Source organism: Allochromatium vinosum DSM 180 (genome assembly GCF_000025485.1).
Taxonomy (GTDB): domain Bacteria; phylum Pseudomonadota; class Gammaproteobacteria; order Chromatiales; family Chromatiaceae; genus Thermochromatium; species Thermochromatium vinosum.
In genome coordinates, this window is record NC_013851.1 from 1,782,879 (window position 1) to 1,809,055 (window position 26,177).

The window sequence follows — 26,177 nt, forward strand, 5'->3', positions numbered from 1 at the left end:
TGTGTCCGATACCCCTGAGCAGAAGCGCGATCAAGCGTCCGTCGACCTGGCTGATGCCGTCGATCGCTTTGCGCTTCAGAACACGACGGCTCCGGTGTCAGCGCCGAGCGCGCCGGCACCCAAGTCGCGGCGAAAGCAGCCGCCCAAGCCGAGTCGCGACGAGGGGTCGCAGATCCTCAGTTATCGCCATGCCGATCGGCGGGTGAACAATCCCGAGGTCGGCATGGTGACGCCGGCTACCGATCCGGACGCGGGCCGCACGCGCTGGGCCTATGATCCGCATCTCGATCCGGAGTTGCGTTTCGATCCATCGCGCGCGCAGATCGAGGCGTTGATCGATGCGGCGCTGGAGAGCGGCGATCCGGAGCGGATGCGCGAGGCGCTGGAGGAGCTGAAGCGGTTGCAGTCGCCGTATCTCGCTTGGGCGGGGAAGGCCGAGCGGACCAGTTTCGAGCTGGATCTGGTGAGTCTGCATGTGCATGAGCGCATCGATCCGATGAGCATTCTGTCGGCGGTGCGCAAGGCGATGAAGGGGGAGGGGCGTTCCAAGGGCGATGAGCCGTGGCGTCAAGCCGGTCTGTTCGAGGCGCCTTTTGAGAATCTGCCGCTGCGCGATGCCATCGATTTCTATCGTCACGAGCGCGGTTGGGCCAATCGGCTGATCGCGGGCGATAGTCTGCTGGTGATGAACAGTCTGATCCAGAAGGAGAGTCTGGCCGGTCGGGTGCAGATGATCTATATCGATCCGCCGTATGGGATCAAGTACGGCTCGAATTTCCAGCCGTTCGTCGGCAAGCGCGATGTCAAGGACCGCAATGACGCCGATCTGACGCAGGAACCCGAGATGATCAAGGCGTTTCGGGATACCTGGGAGTTGGGCATTCATTCCTATCTGACCTATCTGCGGGATCGGCTGCTGCTGGCGCGCGAGCTACTGCATGAGTCGGGGAGCGTATTCGTGCAGATTTCGGATGAGAATCTGCATCATGTGCGTGAAATTATGGATGAAGTTTTTGGGGTTCGAAACTTTTGTTCAGTCATACAAGTTCAGAAAACTGGCAGCCAAGAAGGCAGCCTTCTCGCCTGCACCGTCGATTTTTTAATTTGGTATGCAAAAGACAAGTCTCAGGTCAAATATCGCCAAATTTACTTAGAGCGGGTTGCGGGTGACAAATCATTTACTCGCTATGATTTTATTCGCTTGCCGAGCGGGATTGAACGGCGCTTATCTCGTCGCGAGCTATTCGGAGAGTCTGCAATTCCTGCAGGCAACCAATTTCGATACACGAGCCTTATCTCGGACGGGCAGTCATCAGGCGACACGACGTTTTCATTTAGAGGGCGGGAGTTTAAACCAAAGACGACCTCGCATTGGAAAACCACTGTCGATTGGCTGCGCCGACTTGATAAGTCTGGCCGAATTAAGGACGGTACCAGCACTGTAAGTTACAAGCGTTTTCTCGATGATTTTCCAGTAGTACCTATCGATGATCACTGGGAGTCTATGCAGATTGGCAAGGAGCTGATGTACGTTGTCCAAACGGCAGAGCGTATTATCGAACGCTGCCTATTGATGACCACCGATCCCGGCGATCTAGTCCTCGACCCAACCTGCGGTAGCGGCACGACCGCCACTGTCGCCGAGAAATGGGGCCGCCGCTGGATCACCTGCGACACCTCGCGCGTCGCCATCACGCTCGCCAAACAGCGCCTGATGACCGCGAGCTTCGACTATTACGAACTCAAATACCCACACGAAGGACTCAAGGGCGGTTTCATCTACAAAACCGTGCCCCACGTCACCCTCAAATCCATCGCCAACAACCCCGAGATCGACGCCATCTACGAGCGCCTGCATCCCGTCATCGAGCAGACCCTGGCCGATCTCAACGCCGCCCTGCGCGCCCACCCCGCGCCACCCTTCAAAGTCCGCACCGGCGGACGCCAGGGCTTCACCGTCGACTTCAGCGCCCCGCTCAACGACACCATGCCCCTGCCCAGCGGCGAACCGGCCCCAACCGGCGCACTGCTCGAATGGGAAGTCCCCTTCGAACTCACAGACCTGCTCGGCGCCGACGCCGAACCCGACGCCACGCTCACCGCTGCCTTCGACGCCTTCCACAGCGCCCGCCAGTCCATGCAACGCCAGATGGACCGCAGCATCGCCGCCCAGGCCGATCAGGAAACGCTCTACGACCAACCCGCCATCACCAAAAACAAACTCCGCATCACCGGCCCCTTCACGGTCGAAGCCGTTCCCTTCCCGAGCGTCAAAGCACTCGACCAGGCCGGCGGCCCGGACGAAGCCGACGACAGCATCGCCCGCACCGGCGAGAGCGGCCGCCAGCACCAGTGGCGCGATGAACTGCTCAAGACCGGCATTCGTGGCAAGGGCGGCCAAATGCTGCGCTTCGCCGACCTCGAACCCCTGGCCGACTGCGCCAGCCTGCACGCCAGCGGCCATCTCGACAGCGGCGAACGCATCGTCGTCAGCTTCGGCCCCGAACACGCCGCCCTCGAACAACGCCAGGTCAGCAACGCCCTCAACGAGGCCGGTAACCTCTTTCCGCTGCCCAAGCTGATCGTCTTCTGCGCCTTCACCTTCGACCCCGAAGCCGCCAAAGACATCGACGCCATCAAAGGCATCACCGCGCTCAAAGCGCAGATGAACACCGACCTGCTGACCGAGGATCTGAAAAAAGCCCGCGCCAGCAATCAGAGCTTCTGGCTCATGGGCCAGCCGGACATCGAAGTCCGCCACCGCGCCGACGGACGCTTCGAGGTCGAAGTGCACGGCTTCGACTATTTCGACACCGCCAAGGGCGAACTCATCTCCGGCGGCAAGCGCCGCATCGCCCTCTGGTCGCTGGATACCGACTACGACGAACGCAGCCTGTTTCCGCGTCAGGTGTTCTTCCCCATGGCCGGCAAGGGCGAGGGCTGGGACAAGCTCAAAAAGAACCTCCGCGCCGAACTCGACGAAACCCGCCTGCGCACCTTCCACGGCACCGTCAGTCTGCCCTTCACAGCGGGCGAGCACCGCCGCATCGCGGTCAAGATCATCGACGATCGCGGGATCGAGTCGTTGAAGGTCGTGAATCTGGAGACGCCGCGATGATCGTGACCCGACTCAAGCTCAAAAACTGGCGTAATTTCCGCGAGGTCGATGTACCGCTCGGGCCGCGCGCCTATGTCATCGGCGCCAATGCGGCCGGCAAATCGAATCTGCTCGACGTCTTTCGCTTTCTGCGCGCCCTGGCTCAAGCCGATGGCGGTGGTTTACAGAAAGCCGTCAAGGAACGGGGCGGACTCGGCAAGTTGCGTAGTCTGCACGCGCGCAAGGATTCCGAGCTGCGCATCGAGGTCGAACTGTCCGAATCCAGTCAGGATGACGCGCCAGTCTGGGTCTATCACCTTGCGTTCAACTCCGATGGCAAGCCCGCGCAACGGGCAATCGTGACCGAAGAGCGCGTGGAACATAACGGTGAACTCATCCTGAGCCGGCCTGATGACTCCGATCGAACAGATCCGGAACGCCTGACCCAGACGCACCTGGAGCAGATCAACAACAACGCCGGATTTCGTGCCATCGTCGAGTTCTTCGCCGCGACCACCTATCTGCATCTGGTTCCGCAGCTACTCAAATACGGTGGCGAGATCAGTAACCGCGTACTCGAAAACGATCCCTTCGGCCAGGGATTGATGCAGCGTATCGCCAAGACGGCGAAACGTACCCGCGACGCACGCCTGAAACGCATCGAGCGCGCCTTGGGGCAAGCCGTGCCGCTGTTCTCCGAGTTGCGCTTCGAGCAGGACAAGGTGACAGGACTCTGGCATCTGGAAGCCAACTTCAAACATTGGCGTCCGCACGGCGCCTGGCAGCAGGAGGATCAGCTATCCGATGGCACCCTGCGCCTGATCGGTCTGCTCTGGGCCTTGCTGGAGAGTGAAGGACTGTTGCTGCTGGAAGAACCTGAGCTGTCGTTGAACGATGGCATCGTCCAGCACATCCCGCTCTTGATCGACCGCGTCCTGCGCGACCGCAAAAAACGCCAGTCGACGGTTCAGGTGTTCATCAGTACGCACAGCGAAATGTTGCTGTCCAAGATCACCGATGCCGACAGTCTCCTGCTGATCGAGGCAGGGAGCGCCGGCTCAACCGTGCGCCAGCCTGATAGTGATGAGCGGCGTGCCATGGATCATGAACTCAACGCCGCCGAAGTGCTGTTACCCAAAACGAGTCCGGCCGGACTGGAGCAATTGGGATTGTTCGGATGAGGCGAGTGCTTGTCGTGGGCGAGGACGCGCTCTGCTGCGCGCTCGGTGAGCGTCTGGTCTCGACCTGTCTCCAAGGCTGGCAGTTGGCCCAAACGCCGATCGATACCAAGGGTGTCACCAAGCTGGCTGCGGCGCTGCCACGCTATCTCGAACAGGCGCGGCATGTTCAGCCGGTGCTGTGCATCGCTGATACTGACGGTCGCTGCGTCGCGGAACTGCTGAGCCAATGGCTGCCGCGTCCGGACGCACGCCTGGTATTGCGCTTGGCCGTCCGCGAGGCCGAAAGCTGGGTGTTGGCTGACCGCGAGGGATTCGCCGAGGCACTCGCTGTGCCGCTGAACAAGCTGCCTCAAGCACCGGATGAAGAATCCGATCCCAAACGGCTGATCCTCACCCTGGTGCGCCGCTCCAAAAAGCGCTTGCTACGGCAGGAAATGGTCTCACCCGACGACCCGAGCAAACCGGGATCGGGTTACAACCTGCATCTGTGCGCTTTCGTGCACCAGCACTGGAATGCGCGTCACGCGGCGCAACGCTCGCCGAGTCTGGCGCGTGCGCTCAGGCGCCTGGAAACCCTTGGAGCCGATCATGGCTGAAGCGACCGACGCCAGACCCTCACTCATCATCAACTCCCCCTTCGAGCGCCCGACACACCACTGGCGTCGCGCCGGCGACAGCCGGCTGGAGCTGATCGCGGGCCGTCGCTCCGCCGGTTACGAAATCTTCGACACCCGCAACAACACCGTGCGCACGGTCGATCTGGAGCTGGTCAACCGTATCCGCGAGCGCCTGGACAACTGGCGTGCGGCGGACTATCCAGGCGTGACCGCCATCACACGCCAACTGCTCGAACACTGGCGCGATCCCGACTCCAGCCGCTCGAATGCGCTCTACTTCTGCCAGCTCGAAGCCATCGAAACCCTGATCTGGCACGTCGAGGCCGCCGCCGAGTTCAAACAGGGGCTGGCCATTCCTGGCGATGGCGGCCCCTGGGAACGGCTGTGCAACAAGATGGCCACCGGCACCGGCAAGACGACCGTGATGGCCATGATCATCGTCTGGCAGGTGCTCAATGCCCTGACCTATCCCAAGCGCCGGCGCGACTTCTCGCATGCGGTCTTCATCGTCACGCCGGGGCTGACGGTCAAGGAACGGCTCCAGGTGTTGCGCCCCGGTCATCCCGACAATTATTACGACGCCTTCGCGCTCTGCCCGAACGAAGCCCTGCGTCAGAAGCTCAACCGGGTCGAGCTGGCAATCGAGAACTGGCACAACCTGATGCCGCTCAAGTCCCAGGAGCGCTCGGTGGTCAAGAAGGGCGCGGAAAGCGACGTTGCTTTCGTCAAGCGCGTGCTCGGACCGCTGGCCGACTGCCGCGATCTGGTCGTCATCAACGACGAGGCCCACCACGCCTATCGCAAACCGGCCGAACTCAAGGTCAGCCGCAAGGAGGCCGACGCACTGGGGCTGGATCTCGATGAGGCCACGCGCTGGATCGAGGGGTTGGACCGCATCCACGGACAACGGCGCATCGGACGCTGTTTCGATCTCTCGGCCACGCCCTTTGCCCCAACCGGCAAGACCAATACCGAGGCTGGACTGTTCGACTGGGTAGTCTCGGACTTCGGACTCTATGACGCCATCGAGGCCGGTCTGGTCAAGACCCCGCGCGTGGTCATCCGCGACGACGCCCTGCCCAACGCCCAGACCTACCGCTCCAAGCTCTACCATCTCTATCGTGAACCCGAGGTGGCCGAGGATCTGAACCGCCGTGGCGCCGAACCGCAGGAAGCCTTGCCGCAACTGGTTCAGGAGGCTTACACCCTGCTGGGGGCCGACTGGCGCGAAACATCGGAGCGCTGGCGAGCCGAAGGGCATGTCACGCCGCCGGCAATGCTGACGGTGTGCAACCGCGTGGAGACCGCTGCGCGCATCGAGCACTATTTCTGCTCCGGCGATGCCTACTGGCCGGAACTGCACGCTCCCGAACGCACGCTGCGCGTCGATTCCAAGGTACTGGACAAGGCCGAGCGCGGCGAGAGTGCCGGCGCCGACAAGGCGTATGAGGCGCGACTGCACGCGATCCTGGACGCCGCTCCGATTCCCGAGACACGCAAAGCCTCGCTGCGCGCGCTGAAAAAGGAGGAGCTGCTGCGCGCCATCGTCGACAACGTCGGCAAGCGCGGCACGGCGGGGCAGGGCGTTCAGAACGTCATCTCGGTCGCCATGCTCTCGGAAGGCTGGGACGCCAAGAACATCACCCACATCCTGGGACTGCGCGCCTTCAGCAGTCAGTTGCTGTGCGAGCAGGTCATCGGGCGCGGCCTGCGTCGGGTGTCGCACGATACCGAGCGGGTCGTGTGTCCGGACGGCCAGGAGCGTTGGCTGTTCAAGCCCGAGTATGTGAACGTTTTTGGGGTGCCGCTTCCCTTTTTCGGCGACACGGGTGACGGCGGCGATCCACCGCCGCCGCCGAAACCCAGCACTCAGGTCGAGTCCATCGCCGAGCGCGCCGAGCTGGAGATCGTCTGGCCGAACGTGGTGCGCGTCGATACCGTGGTCCGTCCTGAGCTGGTCGTGGACTGGTCGCAGATGCCGCCGCTCAAGCTCGACCCGGCCCGGCTCCATGTCAGTGCCGAACTGGCACCGGCTCTGGGCGGCGCGGCCGATCTGTCCAAGGCGGTGTCCATCGACCTGGAACGGCTGCCCGAGGAATTCCGGCTGCAACGCCTGCTGTTCCTCGCCGCGCGCAAGGCGCTGGGCGCCATTGAGCACGGCTGGCGCGGTGGGCGTGACGTGCTCATTCAGCAACTGGTGCGGCTGGTCGAGCAGTTCTTCGACTCCGACCGACTTGAGATCCCGTCGCTGTTCCACCAAGAACCGTCCCGTAAGCGCATCCTGTTCGCGCTGTCAATCGATACTCTCGTCGGTCACGTCGCCGCACAGATCCAGCAGCAGAACAGCGAGCGTCTGGAGCCGGTGTTCGATCCCGAACTACCCATCGGCTCGACCCGTCGGATGCGCACCTGGTATACGACCAAGCCGTGTCTGGAGACGATCAAATCCCAGATCAGTCATGCCGTCGTCGACAGCACTTGGGAGCACTACAGCGTCACCCGGCTGGAACAACGCGCCGAGGTCGTCGCCTATGCCAAGAACGATCATCTGGGACTCCAGATCCTCTATCTGTGGCGCGGCAGCAAGCGACGCTTCCTGCCGGACTTCGTGATCCGGCTGGCCAACGGCAAAAATTTGATCGTCGAGATCAAGGGCGAGGACTCGGAGCAGAACCGCGCCAAGCGGATGGCGCTCGACGCCTGGGTGCGCGCGGTCAATGCGCGCGGCGGGTTCGGCGTCTGGTGCTGGGATGTGGTCAAAGCCGAGCCGGCGCGGCTGGACGATGTGATCTCGCATCACGCCCGGATGGCGACATCGAGCGAACCGCTTGGCGAATGACCGGCTGATGGTCGATCATCGGCCTGGAATTCTTTTCCATCAACCAACCTGAACGGAGGACGCGAGACGGGCAGCCGAGCCGTGCTTGATGCGGTTTGCTCTCCCACCAGGCCGTGAAGCGCCTGGATCTCTCGCACAAGATCATGAATACAGATGCGCTCCCGATGAAGGACGCCGCGCCCAATGGCTGGCGTGGCGCGATGCGACGGGTGATGACCTCGCCCGCACTGCTGGCCCTGGTGGTGGTCCTGAGCTTCTTCTGGCAACTGGGCGCGATGCCGCTCTACGATCTCGACGAGGGCGCCTTCACCGAAGCCACGCGCGAGATGCTCGCCAGCGGCAACTACATCACGCCGCACCGCGACGGCGAGCCGCGCTACGACAAGCCGGTGCTCATCTACTGGCTCCAGGCCGCCTCGACCCAGACGGTCGGCTTCGACGAATTCGGGTTGCGCCTGCCTTCGGCGCTGGCCGCAAGCGTCTGGGTGCTGGCGCTGTGGTTCTTCGTGCGTGAGCGTCTGGATGCGCCGACGGCGACCGTGGCCGGGCTGGCGCTGGCGCTCAGTCTCCAAGTGTCGCTGATCGGCAAGGCGGCGGTGGCCGATGCCTTGCTCAACCTCTTCATCGCGCTGACGTTTTTCGAGATCTATCGCTACTGGCAGGCGCTCGACTTCAAATCCGGCCGGCGCTTCGTACGGCGCGCCTATCTGTGGATGGGACTCGGTTTTCTGACCAAGGGGCCGGTCGCGGTCTTCTTCCCTGTGGTCGTCAGCCTGCTGTTCGTGCTGTCGAGCCTCCGCTGGTCGAAAGCCAGTGCGCTGGCGCTCTGGTACTGGCTGCGCGCCGCCGTCTATCCGCTCGGCTGGTTGATCTTTCTGCTGGTGGCCGGTCCCTGGTATCTGGCCATCTATCTCGACGACGGCGCCGGATTCTTCAAGAGTTTCTTCCTACAGCACAACCTCGGTCGCTTCGAGGGAGCCATGCACGATCACGGCGGCTTCCCCGGCTATTACCTGGTCATGCTGCCGGTCATCCTGCTGCCGTTCACCGGCTGGATGCTGAGTCTGTTCAAGCGCTACCGCTCGGCCTGGCTCGATCCACTCGATCGTTTCCTCTGGATCTGGTTCCTGGTGGTGCTGGTCTTCTTCTCGTTCTCCGGGACGCAGCTTCCGCACTATCTGCTCTATGGCGCCACGCCGCTGTTCATCCTCATGGCGCGCCATCGCGAGGCGCTGACCAATCGCTGGCTGGCGTTCGTACCGCCGCTGGTGTTCTTCGGGTTGCTGCTGGTTCTGCCGTTCGTCCTGGATGTCGCCATGGTGGTGTCCAGCCGGCCCTATGACGTCATTCTGTTCGAGGAGGCGCGGCACGCGATCACACTCGAATACGGCATCGCCGCCCTGGGTGGGCTGCTGCTGACGGCTCTGATGCTGCGCTGGTCGAGTCCGCCGCTGTGGCGGCGGCTGGTGCTGGTGGGGCTGGTGCAGACGCTGGTGGTCTATGGCGAGGTGGCGCCGCGCGTACTCGACACGCTCCAGGCGCCGGTGAAGGAGGCGGCGTTGATCGCCAAGCAGACACAGTTGCCGACCGTGGTCTATCGCACCTCGATGCCAAGCTTCAGTGTCTATCGCGAGGCGATCACGCCCAATCGCGCGCCGCAACCGGGCGAGCTGGTGTTCCTGCGCGTCGACAAACTCGAACATCTGACACGTGAGCATCCCGAGCTGGATCTGGAGCTGGTTTACCATCGCGGACATGTGGCCCTGCTGCGAGCGCGGCCGGGCGCTTGATGGCGGATCGGGTCGATGGCGCGTCAGGCCGGTGACTCGCCGCGCCGGAAAGAGTAGGGGACCGATCAATCCGCGTAGACCGCAGACCGGAGCCATGAGATGACGAACGCGACCGAACGTGAGCAGGAGCGCATCCGTGCCGTCAATCGCGTGTTGCACGGAGCATGCCGGCCACTGCGTATCCTGCGAACGGTTGCCTGGGCGCCGGAAGTGAAGGAGACCTTTCTGGCCCAGGGAGGGCGCGAACTGCCCAATGTGACCTACGCCGCCTTCGATCCCGCACCGACGATCGAAGCCGTGCGCGAGGCACGGCGCCAGATCGTGCCGGTCACGACCATCGATCTCTGGCTCGACCGTCAGGCCAATGCCATCGAACTGAGCGCACGGATGCTGGCGGCAGTCGGTACGTCAGGATTCTTCGAGTACGGTCGCCAGCTCTATGGCGAGCCGACCGCACCCCTACGCTATGTCCCCATCACGCCGCTCGATCTGGCGCAGAGCGTGCTCGACACCATCCGCAATCTGGACCACATCGCGCTCAACACGGCGCCGCCGAGCTATCACACGGCCGAGGAGGTCGCCCAGAGTCTGGGGCAGGCCGTCAGAGCCCACTTCGGAGATCAAGCGCCGGCCATCGAGCTGGTCGACCGGCTCTCGGCCAATGCGCTCGCGACCTCGCGCGCCATCCGCATTCGACAGGGGGCGCGCTTCACCGACCGCGACCTCATCCAGCTCCTGCATCACGAGGCCTATATCCACGTTGCCACCTCGCTCAACGGTCAGGCTCAGACTGACCTGCCGTTGCTGGCGGCCGGGCATCCGGGCACCACGCGCACCCAGGAGGGACTGGCCGTCTTCGCGGAGGTCATCAGCGGCTCGATCGAGCTCGACCGCCTGCGTCGCCTGGCCGATCGGGTGCTGGCGATCCAGATGGCGATCGAGGGGGCGGATTTCCTGGAGGTCTATCGCTATTTCCTGGAGCGCACCGACGACCCGGATCAGTCGTTCGAAAACGCGCGGCGGGTCTTTCGCGGTGGCGTCATCACGGGTGGCGCGCCCTTTACCAAGGATCTGGTCTATCTGCTGGGGTTGCTCCAGGTCGACAACTTCATCCGTGCCGGTTTCGCGGCCGGACGCGCCGACTGTCTCCATCTGCTGTTCTGCGGCAAGCTCGATCTGTTCGACATCCCCGCGCTGTGCGAGCTCTATGCGCTGGGTCTGTGCCGTCCGCCGCGCTTTCTGCCGCCGTGGATCAGCGATCCGCGCTATCTGTTGGCCATGCTGACTTTCTCGGTCTTTACGAGTCGTGTGAGTCTGGAATCGATCGTTGATGTGGCGCGCAAATTGCTAGACAGCGCCCCGGTTGTGCGCATGCCTGCCGATGATGGGCTGACGGACTGATGCGTGGGATCGACGGCCAACTTGGCCACGGCCTTGGGTGGCGTGGCGGCCGATTCAGGCGTCTTGGTAAGTTCGGATAATGTATATTATGTAAAGTGAAGAGTTAAGGCGGCTGTACGTCGGGATTCCATTCCCGCTCCACTCTAGCCTCCTGCTTTAAACACCGCGCGCCTCACCCCGCCGCCGCGAGCGCCTGATCCAGATCTTCGATGATATCGTCGATATGCTCGATACCGATCGAGAGTCGAATCAAATCCTCGGAGACGCCGGCGCGCTTCAGCTCCTCGGGCGACAACTGACGATGCGTCGTCGTCGCCGGATGACAGGCCAATGTCTTGGCATCGCCGATATTGACCAGCCGCACGGTAAGTTTGAGCGCATCGATGAAGCGCCCCCCGGTTTCGCGTCCGCCCTTGATGCCGAACGACAGGATCGAACTTGCCCTGGCGCCATCCATGTATCTCTGGACCAGCGGATAATCCGGGCTGTCCGGCAGCCCGGCGTAACGCACCCAGGCGACCTTGGGATGGTCTTGGAGGTAATTGGCGACAGCGATGGCGTTCTCGCAATGTCGATCCATGCGCACCGGCAACGTCTCGATGCCCTGAAGGATCAGGAAGCTGTTGAACGGCGAGATGGCCGCGCCCATGTTGCGCAGCGGTACGACACGGGCACGCGCGATATAGGCGGCCTCCCCCATCGTCTCGGTATAGACCACGCCGTGATACGAGATGTCCGGCTCGTTGAGCAGCGAAAACCGCTCGGCGTGTTCGGCCCAGGGAAAGCGTCCCGAGTCGACCAGGGCGCCGCCGATGGTGGTTCCGTGCCCGCCCATGTACTTGGTGAGCGCATGAACCACGATATCGGCTCCGTGCTCGAACGGCCGGCACAGATAAGGCGTGGGCACTGTATTGTCGACGATCAGCGGCACGCCATGCGCATGCGCCATATCGGCCATCGGTGCGATATCGGCGACGTTTCCGGCAGGATTGCCGATGGATTCGCAGAAGACGGCCTTGGTGCGCGCATCGATCTGGGCCGCCATGCCCTCGATGTCGTTGGGTGCGGCGAAACGGACCTGGATTCCCAGACGCGGCAAGGTATGCGCAAAAAGATTGTAGCTGCCGCCATAGAGTGTCGACACCGCGATGATATTGTCCCCCGCCTGGGCCAGGGTCAGGATGGAATTGGTCACGGCCGCCATGCCCGAGGCCAACGCCAGAGCGCCGACACCCCCTTCAAGAGCCGAGACGCGCTTTTCCAATACGTCGCTGGTCGGGTTCATGATGCGGGTGTAGATGTTGCCCGCCACTTTGAGATCGAACAGATCCGCGCCATGCTGGGTATCGTCGAACGCATAGCTGGTGGTCTGATAGATGGGTGTCGCCACCGATTTGGTGGCTGGATCAGGCTCAAAACCGGCATGGATGGCCAGGGTTTCGATCTTCATGGATGCTCCTTGGGGCGTTTGGAGTCAGCAGCGGCTGGCTTGCGCGAACCGCCGTGCTTCTCGTTGTTGGGCCAAGGATTATAGATGTTCGTTTGTACGAGTGCCCTACCTGGGCAAAATGAAAAAGGCCAAGCTCGATAAAGCTTGGCCTTTCATCAACTGCGAATTTGGAGCGGGAAACGAGACTCGAACTCGCGACCCCAACCTTGGCAAGGTTGTGCTCTACCAACTGAGCTATTCCCGCTGAAGAGACGCCCATTATAGGCGATTTTTTCAGTCCGTCAAGCTTATTTTTAAATTTATTTTGGCTGACGTTTGTTCGACTGATCCGCTCGCCCCGACAGGCTGGGCCAAGCGGAAACTAAGTATAGCACCATCGACCAGAGCGTGAGAAGGGCCGCGACATAGAGCAGCACCACGCCCAATCCATAGGTCCAGGGACCGAACACCGAGTCGCGCAGGATCAGGATCACGATCGAGATCATCTGGGCCGTGGTCTTGATCTTGCCGAGCGCCGAGACGGCCACCGCCGCGCGCGCGCCGATCTCGGCCATCCACTCGCGCAACGCCGAGACCGTGATCTCGCGCCCGATGATGACGATCACCGGCAAGGCGATCAGTATCCGCGGATCGGCCTGCAACAGCACCACCAGCGCCACGGCCACCATCAGCTTGTCGGCGACCGGATCGAGAAAGGCGCCGAGCGGCGAGGTCTGATCCCATTTGCGCGCCAGATAGCCGTCGAGCCAGTCGGTCAGGGCCGCCGCGCCGAAGACGGCCGCCGCCGCATAGGGCGCCCAGACCGAGTCGAGATAGAAGACGACGACGAACACCGGGATCAGCGCGATCCGCAGCAGCGTCAAGATGTTCGGCAGGTTCCACATGATGTCAGGCTTGGTCTCGATGGAAGGCGGCGTGAATGCGCTGGGCCAGCGGGCGGCTGATGCCCTCGACTCCGGCGATGTCGTCGATCCCGGCGCGCTCCAGACCGCGCAGTCCGCCGAAGTGTTTGAGCAGACGCTGACGGCGTTTGGGGCCGAGTCCGGGGATGTCCTCCAGCGCCGAGGTCGCGCGCGCCTTGGCGCGACGCTGACGATGGCCGGTGATCGCGAAGCGGTGGGCCTCGTCGCGGATCTGCTGGATCAGGTGCATGGCCGGCGAGTCGCTCGGCAGTATAACGGGCACCTCCCGGCCCAACAACCAAAGGCGCTCGGCGCCTGGGCGTCGATCCGGCCCCTTGGAGACGCCGACCAGATTCAGGCCATGCAGACCCAGTTCCTGGAGCGCCTCGTCGACGGCGGCGAGCTGACCGCGTCCACCGTCGATCAGGATCAGATCCGGGATCGGATATTCGCCCTGCCCCACGCGCGTGTAACGGCGCGTCAGCGCCTGATCGAGTGCGGCATAGTCGTCGCCCGGCGTGATGCCGGTGATGTTGAAGCGCCGATAGTCGGACTTGCGCGCGCCCTCGCCGTCGAAGACCACGCATGAAGCCACGGTGTGCTCGCCCTGGGTGTGACTGATGTCGAAGCATTCCATCCGCTCCGGCCGGTCTGCCAGTTCCAGCGCCTCGCGCAGCGACTCCAGCCGCCGCGCATAGCCGGCCTGACTGCCGAGCCGCTGCTGGAGCGCGAAGCGTGCATTGTCACGCGCCATGTCCAGCCAGCGGGCGCGCTCGCCACGCACATCGACCTGAAGCCGAACCGTCCGCCCCGCCCGCTCGGCGAGCGCCGCGTGCAGGATCTCGGCCTCGTCCGGTCGCGTGCTCAGGATCAGGGTGTCCGGAACCTCGTGCATGGCATAGAACTGGGCCAGGAAACCGGCCAGCAGCGCCGATTCCTCCGTGTCCGCCGGAGCCTTGGGGAAGAAGGCGGTGTTGCCGAGGTGGCGTCCGCGCCGCACCACGAACACCTGCACGCACCAGACATCGGCCTCGCGCGCACAGGCGATGAGATCGAGATCACCGTCCTCGCCGATGACCGACTGGCGCTCCAGCACCCGGCGCAGGGCCTGGATGCGGTCGCGATACTGGGCCGCGCGCTCGAATTCCAGCGCCGCCGAGGCCGTCTCCATGGCGCCGATCAGCTCATCGATCACCTCGCCGGCGCGTCCGTCGAGAAACTTAGCGGTGCGCGCCACGTCCTCGGCGTACTGCTCGGGCGTGACCAGACCCACGCAGGGCGCACTACAGCGCTTGATCTGATACTGGAGACAGGGGCGCGAGCGATGGCGGAAGAAACCGTCCTCGCACTGGCGCACCGGAAACAGCTTTTGCAGGATCTGCAGCGTCTCGCGCACCGCCCAGGCGCTCGGATAGGGTCCGAACAGCCGGCCATCGGTCTGACGCGGGCCGCGGTAGAAGGTCAGGCGCGGATAGTCGTCCTGGGTGGTGAGCTGGATGTAGGGATAGCTCTTGTCGTCGCGCAGCAGCACATTGAAGCGCGGCTGGAGCGACTTGATGAGCTGGCTCTCCAGCAGTAGTGCCTCACCCTCGGTGCGGGTGACGGTGACGTCGATGTCAGCGATCAGACTGACCAGACGCGCGTGACGCGGCGTGAGCGTGCGCCCGAAATAGCTGGAGACCCGGCGCTTGAGATTCTTGGCCTTGCCGACATAGAGCACCGTTCCACCGGCGTCGAGCATCCGGTAGACACCGGGGCCGGTGGGCAGATCGTTCAGCCGTCGGCGCGGGTCGGTGGGCGCTTCAGATGCACGGGTCATCGGTCAGGAGACGCACGACGAAAGACCCCCAGGTCTCGGGAGTCACAGCCAGCTCATTGAGTCCCCAGTCGCGCTGATCGAGCAGCACCGGGTTATCCTCAATGCCGCGCCGCAACGCCAGCAGCACGCGCGCGAGTCGGGCGACGGCGATCAGGGCACGCAGATGGACACCGAAGCCACGGGGCGGCTCGAAGTCGTGTTGATGATAGATCGCCAGGGCCACGGACTCGGGCAGACGCCAGGTTCCAGCCAGCAGGAAGCCGACCGTGACATGATCGGTACCCAGGGCGCGGCGCTCATAGTCCATCAGAGCCTGGGGCGCGGTCAGCGCCTGGAGCGTCCATTCGTTGCCGTAGTCTGCGATCAGATCGGCGAAAATGAGGCAACCCACGCCCTGCATCAGACCGAACAGATAGGCTTCGTCCGGCGTCAGTTCGGATGCCAGCGAGGCTACGGCTGATGCGATGCTTGCCTGTTCCTGGATGAAGTCGAGGATCAGACGCGCCCCGCCCTCGCGCTCACCGAGCAGACGGCTGAAGGCTTCGGCCGTCACCAGATTGGTCAGGCGCCGCAGTCCGATCAGGGTGACGGCCTGCCGGATGCTGCTGATCTTGGCACGACTGGCGAAGAGCGGCGAATTGATGGTCTTGAGCACCTGGCCGGTCATGGCCAGATCACGTGCGACCAGATCGGCGGCTTGGATCAGGTCCGGGTCGGGGCGGTGCAATTCGTCGCGCAGACTCAGAACGATGTCGGGAACCTGTGGCACCTTCGCGCGTCGCACAACCTGGAAGGCGGCTTCGAGATCGGAGCGCGGTGGATAGTGATCGCTATGGTTGGAGGCGGCTGAGTTGACCATGAACGCTGAGATTGCCCCTAGATGTCTGAACCCTGAGTACGACCATTAAACCGCGTTTGGACCCGAATCCCAACGACACAATTTCACCGCACTTTTAGCGCATCATGGCGCGCTTCGTCCTCGAATGTGGAGTACGGCTTTTGGACACGCAATTCTGGTTGGACCGCTGGGACCGGCGTGAGACCGGCTGGCATCTCGGCGAGATCAATTCCCACCTCCAGGAGCATTGGCCCAAGCTGGGTCTGGCGCATGAGACGCGCGTCTTCGTGCCGCTGTGCGGCAAGACGCTCGATCTGGTGTGGCTAGTCAGCCGTGGGCATCGGGTCGTCGGGGTGGAGCTGAGCCGGCTCGGCATCGAAGCATTCCTGGCCGAGCATCGGCTCGAACCCCGGATCACCGAGCAAGGGGCGGTGCGCCGCTATCAGGTCGACGAGCTGGTGCTGTTCCAGGGCGATTTCTTCGACCTGCGTCCCGAGCATCTCGACGACGTGGGCGCCGTCTTCGATCGGGCCTCGCTGATCGCCTTGCCGCCGCCGATGCGCGTGCGCTATGCCGAGCATCTGCGCGCCATCCTGCCGCGTCCGGTCGATCGGCTGCTGATCACACTCGACTACGATCAGGCCCAGATGAGCGGTCCGCCCTTCTCGGTCCAGCCGCCCGAAATCGAGCGGCTGTTCGGCGTCGATCATCACATCGAACCGTTGGCCGAGATCGACGCCCTGGCCGAGTCGCCAAACTTTCGCCAGCGTGGACTCACCGCGCTCGTCGAGCGCGTCCACTGGCTCAGGCCGCGCGTTTGAGGGGCGGATGCGCCCAGAAGTCATCGAGCGCCGCGACCGTCTCGGTAAGCTTTTCCCAGTGGGGCAGCCCCTTGTGCGGCTCCAGGGCCACACGATGCCAGGTATCGTGACGCACCACGAAGCTCGGCAGGCGGTCGAAGCGGATGTAGGGATCCTGGTCGGCGATGACCAGCACGGGGAGCTCGGTGAGCCGGTCGTAGAGCAGATCGATGGCGTCGGGCGTGAACAAGCGCATGGCCAGAAAGGTCAGGGGTGCGTGATGCGCCCCCGGCTGGTGCGCGGTGGCCCAAGCATAGTCGATCATTTCTTCCGGCACCGCACCGACGAAGGAGCGCCCGAGGAAATGACGGATGCTCGGGCGCGAGGCGACCAGTCCATAGAGCCACTGGCCGAGCCTGGGCCATTGCATCAGCATCCCGATTGGGCTGGAGCTTGGCAGCGGCTGTTCGCCGAAGCCGGTCGGCGAGATCAGCACCAGCGAGGTCAGATGCTCCGGCGCCAGCCGCGCCGCCTGGGCGGCGAACTCGCCGCTCAGCGAGAGCGCGATCAAATCGGCCGGCTCGCCGACGACCTGGGTGAGGAAGTCGGCGATGGCGTGCGCATAGAGCGCAGGCGAATAGCCTTCGGCACGGCGCTCCGAGTGGCCGAAGCCGGGTAGATCCAGGCTGTAGACCGGGCGCGAGAGACGATAGTGCTCGAACAGCGGGCGCATCTCGAAGCTACTGGACGCGGCGTTGATGCTGTGGATCAGCACCAGCGGCCGGCCTGGATGGAGACGTTCGGCGTAATAGGTCAGGCGCCAGCCGTCGCGGGTCGTGAAGTCGGCGCGCGGAGCCGCGATGGCCTCCGGGAGTGCCTGTTGGCCTGGGTGTTGGCGATGCATCTGTCAGGTACCTCGGTCTAGGAAGACGAAATGTTGGGAGAACCTCACCTACAGCCGTGACGCCGCCGCCAGCACCTGATCCAGCACCCCGCGCACACTCGCCACCAACCGCTCGATCGGTTTCTTGTGCGCCCGGTACTTGAGTTTGAGCAGCTCCATCTCGGCCCCCGCCTCCAGTATGAAATCGTCACTGGTCTGGATGGCGTCGACCAGCCCCAGCTCAACGGCGCGCCGGCCGTGCCAGTATTCGCCGGTCGCCACCCGCTCCAGATCCAGACCGGGCCGGTACTCGGAGACGAACGCCTTGAACAGCCGATGCGTCTCTTCCAGCTGCTCGCGCAGCTTCTGACGCCCCTCGTCGGTGTTCTCGCCAAAGAGCGTCAGCGTGCGCTTGTACTCACCGGCCGTATGCAGCTCGAAGTCCACGCCATAGCGTTCGAGCACGCGATGGAAGTTGGGCAGCTCGGCCAGCACCCCGATCGAACCGATGACGGCAAAGGGCGCGGCAATGATGCGATCGGCGACACAGGCCATGAGATACCCGCCGCTGGCTGCGACCTTGTCGACGGCGATCGTGAGCGGAATGCCCCTGGCACGCAGCCGCGCCAGTTGTGAAGCCGCCAGCCCATGCTCGCTGACCATGCCGCCGGCATTGTCGAGCCGCACCAGCACCTGATCGCCCGCGCGCGCCTCCTGGAGCAGGGTCGTCACCAGCACTCGCAGCGCGCTGACCTCACTGGCGCGAATGTCCCCATTGAACTCGATGATGAACAGCCGCCGCAGCTCCTGATCGCCGGTCTTTTCGCGTTCCTTCTCGCGCTTGCGCTCCTGCTTGAGAAAGGCTTTGTACGCCTTCTCCGGCAGCGAGATCTCCTTGAGCGCATAACTGAGCGAGCGATAACGCTCCTTGAGATCCGTGATCTCCAGTTGCTCGCGCTGCAATCCGCCGCTGGAGCGCACGCGCAACGCCAGCACGATCAGCACCGCGATCCCGGTCAGCAGGGTCAGGGTCTTGGCCAGGAAGAAGAGATAGTCGATCGATGACTCCAGAAACACATCCAGCATGGGCAGAGAACCTTCCGAGGTGAAATGGACCGTGGCTCAAACCGCGATCGGCGCACGAATCGCCGGATGCGGATCGTATCCCTGGAGTTCGATGTCCTCGAACCCATAGTCGAACAGCGTCTCCGGTCGGCGCTTGAGCACCAGACGCGGCAGCGGACGCGGCGCGCGCCCGAGCTGGGCGTGGACGATCTCCGAGGTCAGATGGTTGCGATACAGATGCAGATCGCCGAAGGTGTGGATGAACTCGCCCGGCTCCAGATCGCACTGCTGCGCGATCAGGTGCGTCAGCAGCGCATAGCTGGCGATGTTGAACGGCACACCGAGAAAGAGATCGGCACTGCGCTGATAGAGCTGGCAGGACAGCCGCCCATTGGCCACATGGAACTGGAACAGACAGTGACAGGGCGCCAGCGCCATGCGGCCGGCGCGTACATTGTCCTGTGGACTCAGGGTCTCGTCGGGCAGATCGGCCGGATTCCAGGCCGAGACCACCAGCCGGCGCGAATGCGGCCGGGTGCGGATGGTCGCGACCAGCTCGGCGAGCTGATCGATCGCGCGCCCGTCCGGCGCCGGCCAGGCGCGCCACTGAGCGCCATAGATCGGGCCGAGCGCGTCATGCTCCGTCGCCCACTCGTCCCAGATGCGGATGCCGTGTGCACGCAGCCAGCCGTTATCAGTCGAACCGGACAGGAACCACAGCAGCTCGCCGACCACGCTCTTGAAATGCACGCGCTTGGTGGTCAGCAGCGGAAAGCCCGCCGCCAGGTCGAATCGCACCTGCCGCCCGAAGACCGCGCGCGTCCCGACGCCCGTGCGGTCGGCCTGATCCTGGCCGTTGGCAACGACGTCGCGCAGAAGATCCAGATAGACCTGCATCGCGTCAGACCACCGCCGGGCCGAGCAGCAGCGAGCGCCCGTCCATCACGTCAGGGACCGGGATACCCATCAGCGTGAGCACCGTGGGCGCGATGTCCTTGATCCCGCCGCCGATGGTCAGCCGCCAGGGCGCCTCGTCGACGATCAGGCAGGGCACCGGATAGAGACTGTGCTGGGTGTGCGGATCGCCCGTGACCGGATCGACCAGCTCGTCGCAGTTGCCGTGGTCGGCGGTGAGGATCACCGAATAGCCGCCCGCGACCGCCGCGTCCAGCACCCGCCCGGCCTCGCGATCGAGCACCTCGACCGCCGCGATCACTGCCTCGCGCACCGCCGTGTGCCCGACCATGTCGCCATTGGCAAAGTTGACGACGATGAAGGGATAGACCTGTTTCTCGATCGCCGCGATCACGGCATCGGCCACCTCGGGCGCGCTCATCTCGGGCTTGAGATCATAGGTCGCGACCTTGGGCGAGGGCACCAGCACCCGTTCCTCGCCCGGATACGGCTCGTCACGTCCGCCGTTGAAGAAGAAGGTGACATGGGCGTATTTCTCGGTCTCGGCGCAGTGGAACTGCGGCAGACCGTCGTGGCTCAGCACCTGACCGAGCGTGATCTTGGGCATGTCGTGATCGAAAGCGATCGGCAAACCGTACCACTGGTCGTACTCCATCATGCAGGTCACGTTGACCCCAGTGACGCCGCGCCGGTCGAAGTGATCGAAATCCGGCTTGAACAGCGCCGAGACCAGTTGGCGCGGACGGTCCTTACGGAAGTTGAAATGGATGACCTGATCGCCGCTCTGGATGGTCTCGCCGCCTTCGATCAGGGTCGGACGGATGAACTCGTCGTCCTCGCCCCCGGCATAGGCCGCCTCGATGGCTGCGCGCGCACTCTCTGCCCGGCGCCCTTCCCCGTCGACCAGCGCCCGCCAGGCCAGCTCGGTGCGATCCCAGCGATTGTCGCGGTCCATGGCATAGTAGCGACCCGAGACGCTGGCGATCTGACCGCCGGCCACTTCGAGCGCATTCTCGACGCTCTTGAGATAGTTCAGCGCCGAGCGCGGCGGCGTGTCGCGTCCATCGGTGAACATGTGCACCATGGGGCGCGCGCCCTGATATTTGCACAGCTTGATCAGTGCGTTGAGATGATGGACATGACTGTGCACGCCGCCGTCCGAGACCAGCCCCATCAGATGCAGCGGACGGTTCTGAGCCGCCGCCGCTTGCGCTGCCGCGACCAGGGCGCGGTTCTCATAGAAACTGCGGTCGGAGATCGCCTGATCGATCAGTACCAGATCCTGACGTACCACGCAGCCGGAGCCGAGCGTCATGTGCCCGACCTCGGAATTGCCCATCTGACCGTCCGGCAGCCCGACTGACAGACCAGACGCCTGGATGGCCGTGTGCGGATGGGTCGAGAAATAGCGGTCCAGATTCGGCGTGCGCGCGATCGCCACGGCATTGTTGGCCTTGGACGGATTCAGGCCGAAGCCGTCGAGGATGATCAGGACGACGGGACGGCGTGGGACGTTTTTCATCAGTGACTCCGCGAGAAACTCGACCCTTCCGGGCCGGGAGCGAGCGTGTTCGTCGACTGTCGTGATCCGGCTGTCGGCCCGCTCGCAAAATCAGCTATTCTAAACGGCCTCTGACCTCATCGCCCGGCTTTAAATTCCTGCCTCTACCTTCTATGACCACCAGGCCACATCGCCCTCGCCCAGACGACACCCAGCCCACGCGCGACCCCTTCGTCGACTGGGTGCGCGAGGCCACGCCCTATATTCACGCCCACCGCGGCCGGACCTTCGTCATCGCCTTCGGCGGCGAGGCGGTGGCCGATGCGCGCTTCCCCGAGCTGGTACACGACATCGCCCTGCTGCACGGACTCGGTATCCGGCTGGTGCTGGTGCATGGCGCGCGTCCGCAGATCGAGCAGCGTCTTCGCGATCAGGGGGCGCAACTGCGCTATGTCAACGGTCTGCGCGTCACTGACGACCGGGCGCTCGCCTGTGTCAAGGAGGCCGCCGGCATGGTACGGGTCGAGATCGAGGCCCTGCTGTCGCTGGGACTGGCCAACTCGCCCATGGCCGGGGTGCGCATCCCGGTGGTCTCGGGCAACTTCGTCGCCGCGCGTCCGCTCGGGGTCATCGATGGCGTCGACTACGCCCATACCGGCTCGGTGCGCCGCGTCGATCATCGCACTCTGCGCACCCTGCTCGACCAGGGCATGGTCGCTCTGATGCCGCCGCTCGGCTACTCGCCCACCGGCGAGGTCTTCAACCTGAGCGCGGCGGACGTGGCGCGCAGTGCCGCCGTCGCCCTGGGCGCCGACAAGCTGATCTTTCTGACCGAGAGCATGGAGTCGAGTCAGCATCCGACACTGGCGCCGAACCTGCTCGCGCGCGACGTCGATGCCCTGTTGGCGGCCGAGACGCTCCCCGACGAACTTGCGACCTGTCTGCGCGCCGGCGCCGAAGCCTGCCGCCACGGCATCCGCCGGGTGCATCTGGTCGAGCGCGGCGACCCGGGCGCGCTGCTGCGCGAACTCTTCACCCACGATGGCAGCGGAACCCTGATCTCAGCCGAACCCTACGAGGATCTGCGCCCGGCGCGCATCGACGACGTGACCGGCATCCTGGAGCTGCTGCGTCCGATGGAAGAACGCGGCGTGCTGGTGCGCCGTTCGCGCGAGCGGCTCGAAACCGAGATCGAGTGCTTCCATATCACCGAACGCGACGGGCTGGTCACCGCCTGTGCGGCGCTCTACCCCTATCCGGCCGACGACATGGCCGAGCTGGCCTGTCTGGCCGTCCACCAGGACTATCGGGGCGGACATCGCGGCGAGCGCCTGCTCGAACACCTGTCCACCCTGGCGCGCGCCCAGGGCATCAGCCGGCTGTTCGTGCTCACCACCCAGACGGCGCATTGGTTCCAGGAACGCGGCTTTCAGCCGGCCGGACTCGATGCACTGCCGATGGAAAAGCGCGCGCTCTACAACTTCCAGCGCAATTCGAAGGTCTTCATCAAGACGCTCCAGTCAACGTCCCCGGCCTGAAGGCCGGAACTTGGATATCCGGTATTCCGTCTCACATGACCGCCTCGACAGCCTGCTCTAAGATCATGCCCCAGACATCGCCCACCCACCCGAACGCCTCCCGCTCAGGGGCGCGCATCGCCACGCTCATGGCGGCTCTGTTCGCCGTCCTGATGCTGACCGCGATCAGTGTCCCGGCTCAGGACACAGAGGCCAAAACGTCACTCGCCAGCGTGGCGAGCGCCACGACCTCGCTACCGACCAAGGCCCGGATCGAGGAAGAGCTCGCGGGACTCGAAGCGAGCAGCGGCCTGGACGAGGCGCTCAAATCGACCCTGACCGAACTCTATCGCCGCACACTGGCCAACCTCGATGACATCGCGAAATTCGACGCACGTCTGACCGAGTTGACCGAGTCGCTGAAGACCGCACCCAAGCAGACCCGCGAACTCCAGAAGTCACTGGAGCGCCAGTCGGCCACCAGCGGCGCCCAGCCGCCGAAGATTCCGGATGGACTCACGACCGATCAGCTCAGCCAGCGACTCAATCAGGTACTTGCTGATGCCGCCGCCAACGAGATCCGTGTCAGCGAGCTCGAGAAGCTCATCGATGCCAATCAGGCGCGTCCGGCGACGGCACGCGAGCGCCTGATCGTCATCAAGCAGTCTCTCGACACCCTGGATCAGGATCTCCAGCAAGGCGCACCCGTCGGCGAGTCTCCCGAATTGACCCAGGCCAAGCGCTGGGCGACCGAGACGCAACGTCGGGTTCTCTGGGGCGAGGCCCGGATGCTCGAACAGGAGCTGCTCACGCAATCGGCGAATGAGGCGCTGATCAAAGCCCGTCACGACCTGGCCGCCCTGGAGCTGCGCGAACTCAAGGTTCAGCAGCGCGCACTCGAGGAGGCGTTGAACGAACGGCGCGCCGAGCAGGCACGCACCGAGCAGCTCGCCTCCGAGCGTGCTCAGCGTGAGGCCGAGGACAAGCATCCCCTGGTGCGCGACCTGATCCAGCGCAACGCCGCGCTGACCCAGGCGCTGGGCGAGAGTGCCGACCGCCTCTCGGGGTTGCGCGATGAACTGGCGCGCGTGGAGGCCGAACGCAAGCGCATCGAGGACGAATATCGTGGAGCCAAGCAGCGCCTGGACGTCGCCGGACTCACGCGGGCGCTCGGCCAGGTTCTGCTCGATCAGCGCACTCAGCTTCCCGACCGGCGCCAATATCGCAGCGCTATCGATCAGCGTGAGAGCCAGATCGCCGACGCCACCCTGCGCCAGATCCGTTATCGCGAAGAGGAGCGCCAACTGCGCGATCTCGATCGCTATATCCAGGATCTGGCCCTCAAGGAGCCGGCTGTCGGCAGCAAAGCGGTTCGCCCCGAGTTTCTGGAGGCGCTCAAACAGCGCCGCAGTCTGCTCGGCCAGCTGATCAAGAGCCAGGACGATTACATCCGCCAGCTCGGTGAACTGAACTATGCCGCCGAACAGGTGGTGTTGACCACCCAGCACTACGACGACTTTCTGGCCGAGCGCCTGCTCTGGGTGCGCAGTTCGTCCGCCATCGATCTGGAGACGGTCCGGAGCCTGCCGGCGGCGCTGGGCTGGCTGATCTCGATCGAGGGCTGGAGCGAGGTCGGGCGCGCGCTCATCGAACGTTTGCGCCACTCGCCGCTGTTCTGGGGCGGGCTGGTATTCGTGGCCGTCCTGCTGTGGAAGAATCCAGCCATGCGGCGCGCGATCCGGGCGCGCGCCGAACCTGTGCGCCGCGTGCGCACCGATGGCATCCAGTTCACGCTCGAATCGATCGGTCTGACGCTGGTCGCCGCCCTGCCGTTGGCCGTCCTAAGTTGGCTGATCGGTCAGCAGCTCCTGCTCTCGACCGAGGCTACGGCTTATACGCGCGCCTTCGGTGTTGCCCTGACCCAGGTTGCCTTTGGACTCTATTATCTGCGGGCTTTCCGCCTGCTGTGCATGACCGACGGTGTCGCCGCGCGGCATTTTCGCTGGAACCCCGAAGTGCTCAAGCGTCTGCGGCACGACTTCGGCTGGTTCACGTTCTATATCGTGCCGATCGCGCTCATCGTCATCGCGCTGCATCAATACAATGATCCCGCCCATGCCGATGGACTCGGACGCTTGCTGCTGATCGCCACCATGCTCGGCTTCGCGGTCTTCTTCGCGCGTCTGCTCAATCCCAGTCACGGCGCCGTCAGCCGCTTTCTGGCCGACAACCCCGACGGCTGGTTCCATCGCATGCGTCGGCTCTGGTTTCCGCTGATCGTGGGTGCACCGCTGGCGCTGGCGGTCCTGGCCATCATCGGCTATGTCTACACGGCCGGCATCCTGTTCCAATCGCTGGTCTATCAGGTCTGGGTCATCCTCGCCCTGATCATGCTGCATCAGACCATCGTGCGCTGGCTGATCGTCACGCGCCGTCGCCTAGCCTTCCAGGCGGCACTGGAGCGTCAGGCCGCGCGTCGGGCGCAGGCCCAGCAGGCCGCCGAGGGCGAGCGCAGCGAGACCGGAGCCGTGCCCGAGGTCTTTCAGGTCGAGGAGCCCGAACCGGATCTGGCCGCACTCGATGAGCAGACGCGACGCCTGATCAATGCGTCCATCTTCATCGGCGGCGCCTTCGCCATCTGGGCCACCTGGTCCGAGGTGCTGCCCGCGTTCGGTTTCCTCGAACGCTTCGCGCTCTGGTACCACACCGGCGTGATCGATGGGACCGAGCAGACGATCCCGGTCACGGTGGCCGACATGGGATTGGTGCTGCTGATCCTGGTCGTGGCCACCATCGCCGCGCGCAATCTGCCGGCGCTGTTGGAGATCCTGCTGCTCCAGAGTGATTCGGTCTCGGCCGGGGCGCGTTATACGATCAAGACCCTGTCGAGCTATCTGATCACGGCCGTGGCCTTTCTGCTCGTCTTCAGTACGCTCGGTTTCGACTGGGGGCAGGTGCAATGGCTGGTGGCGGCGCTCGGCGTAGGTATCGGTTTCGGTCTCCAGGAGATCGTCGCCAACTTCATCAGTGGTCTGATCATCCTGTTCGAGCGCCCGGTGCGGGTCGGCGATATCGTAACCATCGGCGACACCACGGGCGTCGTGACCAACATCCGTATCCGCGCCACGACCATCCGCAACTGGGACAAGCAGGAACTGCTGGTGCCGAACAAGGAGTTCATCACCGGACGACTGCTCAACTGGACGCTGACCGATCAGCAGAACCGCCTCACTATTCCGGTCGGAGTCGAGTATGGCAGTGACACCAAGCGGGCGCTCGAACTCCTGACCCGGATCGCTGACGAGCACGAGCGCGTGCTCAAGGATCCGGCACCGCTGATCAGCTTCGAGGCATTCGGGGACAATGCACTGACACTGGTACTGCGAGCCTATATGGACTCGCTCGATGGCCGTATCGGCGTCATCACCGAGCTGCACCAGCGGATCTATGACACCTTCAACGCCGAAGGTATCGGGATCGCCTTCCCGCAGCGGGACGTGCATCTCTATACCAAGGCGCCGCTGGATGTTCGGCTACAGTCCAACGATCAGTAGCAGAGGGA

General features: G+C 64.0%; 17 protein-coding genes and 1 tRNA gene. 9 read left to right on the forward strand and 9 right to left on the reverse strand.

Features of this window, described 5'->3' with window-relative positions; translation table 11 throughout:
- Positions 1–202: 202 nt before the first annotated feature.
- From ALVIN_RS07605 to ALVIN_RS07630, 6 genes are all read left to right on the forward strand, one after another.
- Complete coding sequence (locus ALVIN_RS07605; RefSeq protein WP_223295185.1) at positions 203–3,118, forward strand: site-specific DNA-methyltransferase; 2,916 nt, start codon at positions 203–205, stop codon at positions 3,116–3,118.
- Positions 3,115–4,278, forward strand: coding sequence for an AAA family ATPase (locus ALVIN_RS07610; RefSeq protein ID WP_012970746.1), 1,164 nt, complete (start codon positions 3,115–3,117; stop codon positions 4,276–4,278). Before ALVIN_RS07605 ends, ALVIN_RS07610 begins: the two co-directional genes overlap by 4 nt.
- A complete protein-coding gene (locus tag ALVIN_RS07615) occupies positions 4,275–4,874 on the forward strand; it encodes a hypothetical protein (protein WP_012970747.1) in 600 nt (199 codons plus the stop codon). The genes ALVIN_RS07610 and ALVIN_RS07615 overlap by 4 nt, the downstream gene beginning before the upstream one ends.
- Positions 4,867–7,734, forward strand: a complete 2,868-nt coding sequence (locus tag ALVIN_RS07620; RefSeq protein ID WP_012970748.1) for a BPTD_3080 family restriction endonuclease — start codon at positions 4,867–4,869, stop codon at positions 7,732–7,734. Before ALVIN_RS07615 ends, ALVIN_RS07620 begins: the two co-directional genes overlap by 8 nt.
- A 143-nt stretch (positions 7,735–7,877) precedes the next feature.
- Positions 7,878–9,524 carry an ArnT family glycosyltransferase gene (locus ALVIN_RS07625; RefSeq protein WP_407637034.1) on the forward strand — a complete coding sequence of 549 codons (1,647 nt, stop codon included), beginning with the start codon at positions 7,878–7,880 and terminating at the stop codon, positions 9,522–9,524.
- 99 nt (positions 9,525–9,623) lie between these two features.
- Positions 9,624–10,925, forward strand: a complete 1,302-nt coding sequence (locus tag ALVIN_RS07630; RefSeq protein WP_012970750.1) for a flavohemoglobin expression-modulating QEGLA motif protein — start codon at positions 9,624–9,626, stop codon at positions 10,923–10,925.
- A 172-nt stretch (positions 10,926–11,097) separates the two neighbouring features.
- On the opposite strand, the gene ALVIN_RS07635 is transcribed toward ALVIN_RS07630, so the two are convergent.
- From ALVIN_RS07635 to ALVIN_RS07655, 5 genes are all read right to left on the reverse strand, one after another.
- On the reverse strand, positions 11,098–12,375 hold the full coding sequence (locus tag ALVIN_RS07635) for an O-acetylhomoserine aminocarboxypropyltransferase/cysteine synthase family protein (protein ID WP_012970751.1): 1,278 nt from the start codon (positions 12,373–12,375) through the stop codon (positions 11,098–11,100).
- A 168-nt stretch (positions 12,376–12,543) separates the two neighbouring features.
- Positions 12,544–12,619 (reverse strand) — tRNA-Gly (locus tag ALVIN_RS07640).
- A 55-nt stretch (positions 12,620–12,674) separates the two neighbouring features.
- Positions 12,675–13,259 carry a CDP-diacylglycerol--glycerol-3-phosphate 3-phosphatidyltransferase gene (gene pgsA / locus ALVIN_RS07645; RefSeq protein WP_012970752.1) on the reverse strand — a complete coding sequence of 195 codons (585 nt, stop codon included), beginning with the start codon at positions 13,257–13,259 and terminating at the stop codon, positions 12,675–12,677.
- A 4-nt stretch (positions 13,260–13,263) separates the two neighbouring features.
- Positions 13,264–15,096: an excinuclease ABC subunit UvrC gene (uvrC, locus tag ALVIN_RS07650; protein WP_012970753.1), complete on the reverse strand. Its 1,833-nt coding sequence runs from the start codon at positions 15,094–15,096 to the stop codon at positions 13,264–13,266.
- Positions 15,080–15,955: an HDOD domain-containing protein gene (locus ALVIN_RS07655; protein ID WP_012970754.1), complete on the reverse strand. Its 876-nt coding sequence runs from the start codon at positions 15,953–15,955 to the stop codon at positions 15,080–15,082. Before ALVIN_RS07655 ends, uvrC begins: the two co-directional genes overlap by 17 nt.
- 140 nt (positions 15,956–16,095) lie before the next feature.
- Between ALVIN_RS07655 and ALVIN_RS07660 the strand changes: the two genes are divergently transcribed.
- Positions 16,096–16,755 (forward strand): thiopurine S-methyltransferase, encoded by a 660-nt coding sequence (locus ALVIN_RS07660; protein ID WP_012970755.1) that lies wholly within the window; start codon positions 16,096–16,098, stop codon positions 16,753–16,755.
- Here ALVIN_RS07660 and ALVIN_RS07665 read toward each other — a convergent pair.
- The 4 genes from ALVIN_RS07665 to gpmI are packed head-to-tail and all read right to left on the reverse strand — an operon-like array spanning position 16,739 to position 21,119.
- Positions 16,739–17,638, reverse strand: coding sequence for an alpha/beta fold hydrolase (locus ALVIN_RS07665; protein WP_012970756.1), 900 nt, complete (start codon positions 17,636–17,638; stop codon positions 16,739–16,741). The two genes, ALVIN_RS07660 and ALVIN_RS07665, sit on opposite strands and share 17 nt — an antisense overlap.
- 48 nt (positions 17,639–17,686) lie before the next feature.
- Positions 17,687–18,703, reverse strand: coding sequence for a protease SohB (gene sohB, locus ALVIN_RS07670; protein ID WP_012970757.1), 1,017 nt, complete (start codon positions 18,701–18,703; stop codon positions 17,687–17,689).
- A 36-nt stretch (positions 18,704–18,739) separates the two neighbouring features.
- Positions 18,740–19,579 (reverse strand): thymidylate synthase, encoded by an 840-nt coding sequence (locus ALVIN_RS07675; protein ID WP_012970758.1) that lies wholly within the window; start codon positions 19,577–19,579, stop codon positions 18,740–18,742.
- Between the two features lie 4 nt (positions 19,580–19,583).
- Positions 19,584–21,119, reverse strand: coding sequence for a 2,3-bisphosphoglycerate-independent phosphoglycerate mutase (gpmI, locus tag ALVIN_RS07680; RefSeq protein WP_012970759.1), 1,536 nt, complete (start codon positions 21,117–21,119; stop codon positions 19,584–19,586).
- A 152-nt stretch (positions 21,120–21,271) separates the two neighbouring features.
- Between gpmI and argA the strand changes: the two genes are divergently transcribed.
- Entirely contained in the window at positions 21,272–22,636 is a 1,365-nt protein-coding gene (gene argA, locus ALVIN_RS07685; RefSeq protein WP_012970760.1) for an amino-acid N-acetyltransferase, read from the forward strand.
- A gap of 65 nt (positions 22,637–22,701) precedes the next feature.
- The gene (locus ALVIN_RS07690; protein WP_012970761.1) at positions 22,702–26,169 is read left to right on the forward strand and encodes a mechanosensitive ion channel domain-containing protein; all 3,468 of its coding nucleotides are present in this window, start codon (positions 22,702–22,704) and stop codon (positions 26,167–26,169) included.
- Positions 26,170–26,177: the final 8 nt, after the last annotated feature.

Bases quoted from the DNA above. Each gene is read 5' to 3' on its own strand.
- ALVIN_RS07610 (WP_012970746.1), top strand. From the start codon at position 3,115: ATGATCGTGACCCGACTCAAGCTCAAAAACTGGCGTAATTTCCGCGAG.
- ALVIN_RS07615 (WP_012970747.1), top strand. From the start codon at position 4,275: ATGAGGCGAGTGCTTGTCGTGGGCGAGGACGCGCTCTGCTGCGCGCTC.
- ALVIN_RS07620 (WP_012970748.1), top strand. From the start codon at position 4,867: ATGGCTGAAGCGACCGACGCCAGACCCTCACTCATCATCAACTCCCCC.
- ALVIN_RS07625 (WP_407637034.1), top strand. From the start codon at position 7,878: ATGAATACAGATGCGCTCCCGATGAAGGACGCCGCGCCCAATGGCTGG.
- ALVIN_RS07630 (WP_012970750.1), top strand. From the start codon at position 9,624: ATGACGAACGCGACCGAACGTGAGCAGGAGCGCATCCGTGCCGTCAAT.
- ALVIN_RS07635 (WP_012970751.1), bottom strand. From the start codon at position 12,375: ATGAAGATCGAAACCCTGGCCATCCATGCCGGTTTTGAGCCTGATCCA.
- pgsA (WP_012970752.1), bottom strand. From the start codon at position 13,259: ATGTGGAACCTGCCGAACATCTTGACGCTGCTGCGGATCGCGCTGATC.
- uvrC (WP_012970753.1), bottom strand. From the start codon at position 15,096: ATGACCCGTGCATCTGAAGCGCCCACCGACCCGCGCCGACGGCTGAAC.
- ALVIN_RS07655 (WP_012970754.1), bottom strand. From the start codon at position 15,955: ATGGTCAACTCAGCCGCCTCCAACCATAGCGATCACTATCCACCGCGC.
- ALVIN_RS07665 (WP_012970756.1), bottom strand. From the start codon at position 17,638: ATGCATCGCCAACACCCAGGCCAACAGGCACTCCCGGAGGCCATCGCG.
- sohB (WP_012970757.1), bottom strand. From the start codon at position 18,703: ATGCTGGATGTGTTTCTGGAGTCATCGATCGACTATCTCTTCTTCCTG.
- ALVIN_RS07675 (WP_012970758.1), bottom strand. From the start codon at position 19,579: ATGCAGGTCTATCTGGATCTTCTGCGCGACGTCGTTGCCAACGGCCAG.
- gpmI (WP_012970759.1), bottom strand. From the start codon at position 21,119: ATGAAAAACGTCCCACGCCGTCCCGTCGTCCTGATCATCCTCGACGGC.
- argA (WP_012970760.1), top strand. From the start codon at position 21,272: ATGACCACCAGGCCACATCGCCCTCGCCCAGACGACACCCAGCCCACG.
- ALVIN_RS07690 (WP_012970761.1), top strand. From the start codon at position 22,702: ATGCCCCAGACATCGCCCACCCACCCGAACGCCTCCCGCTCAGGGGCG.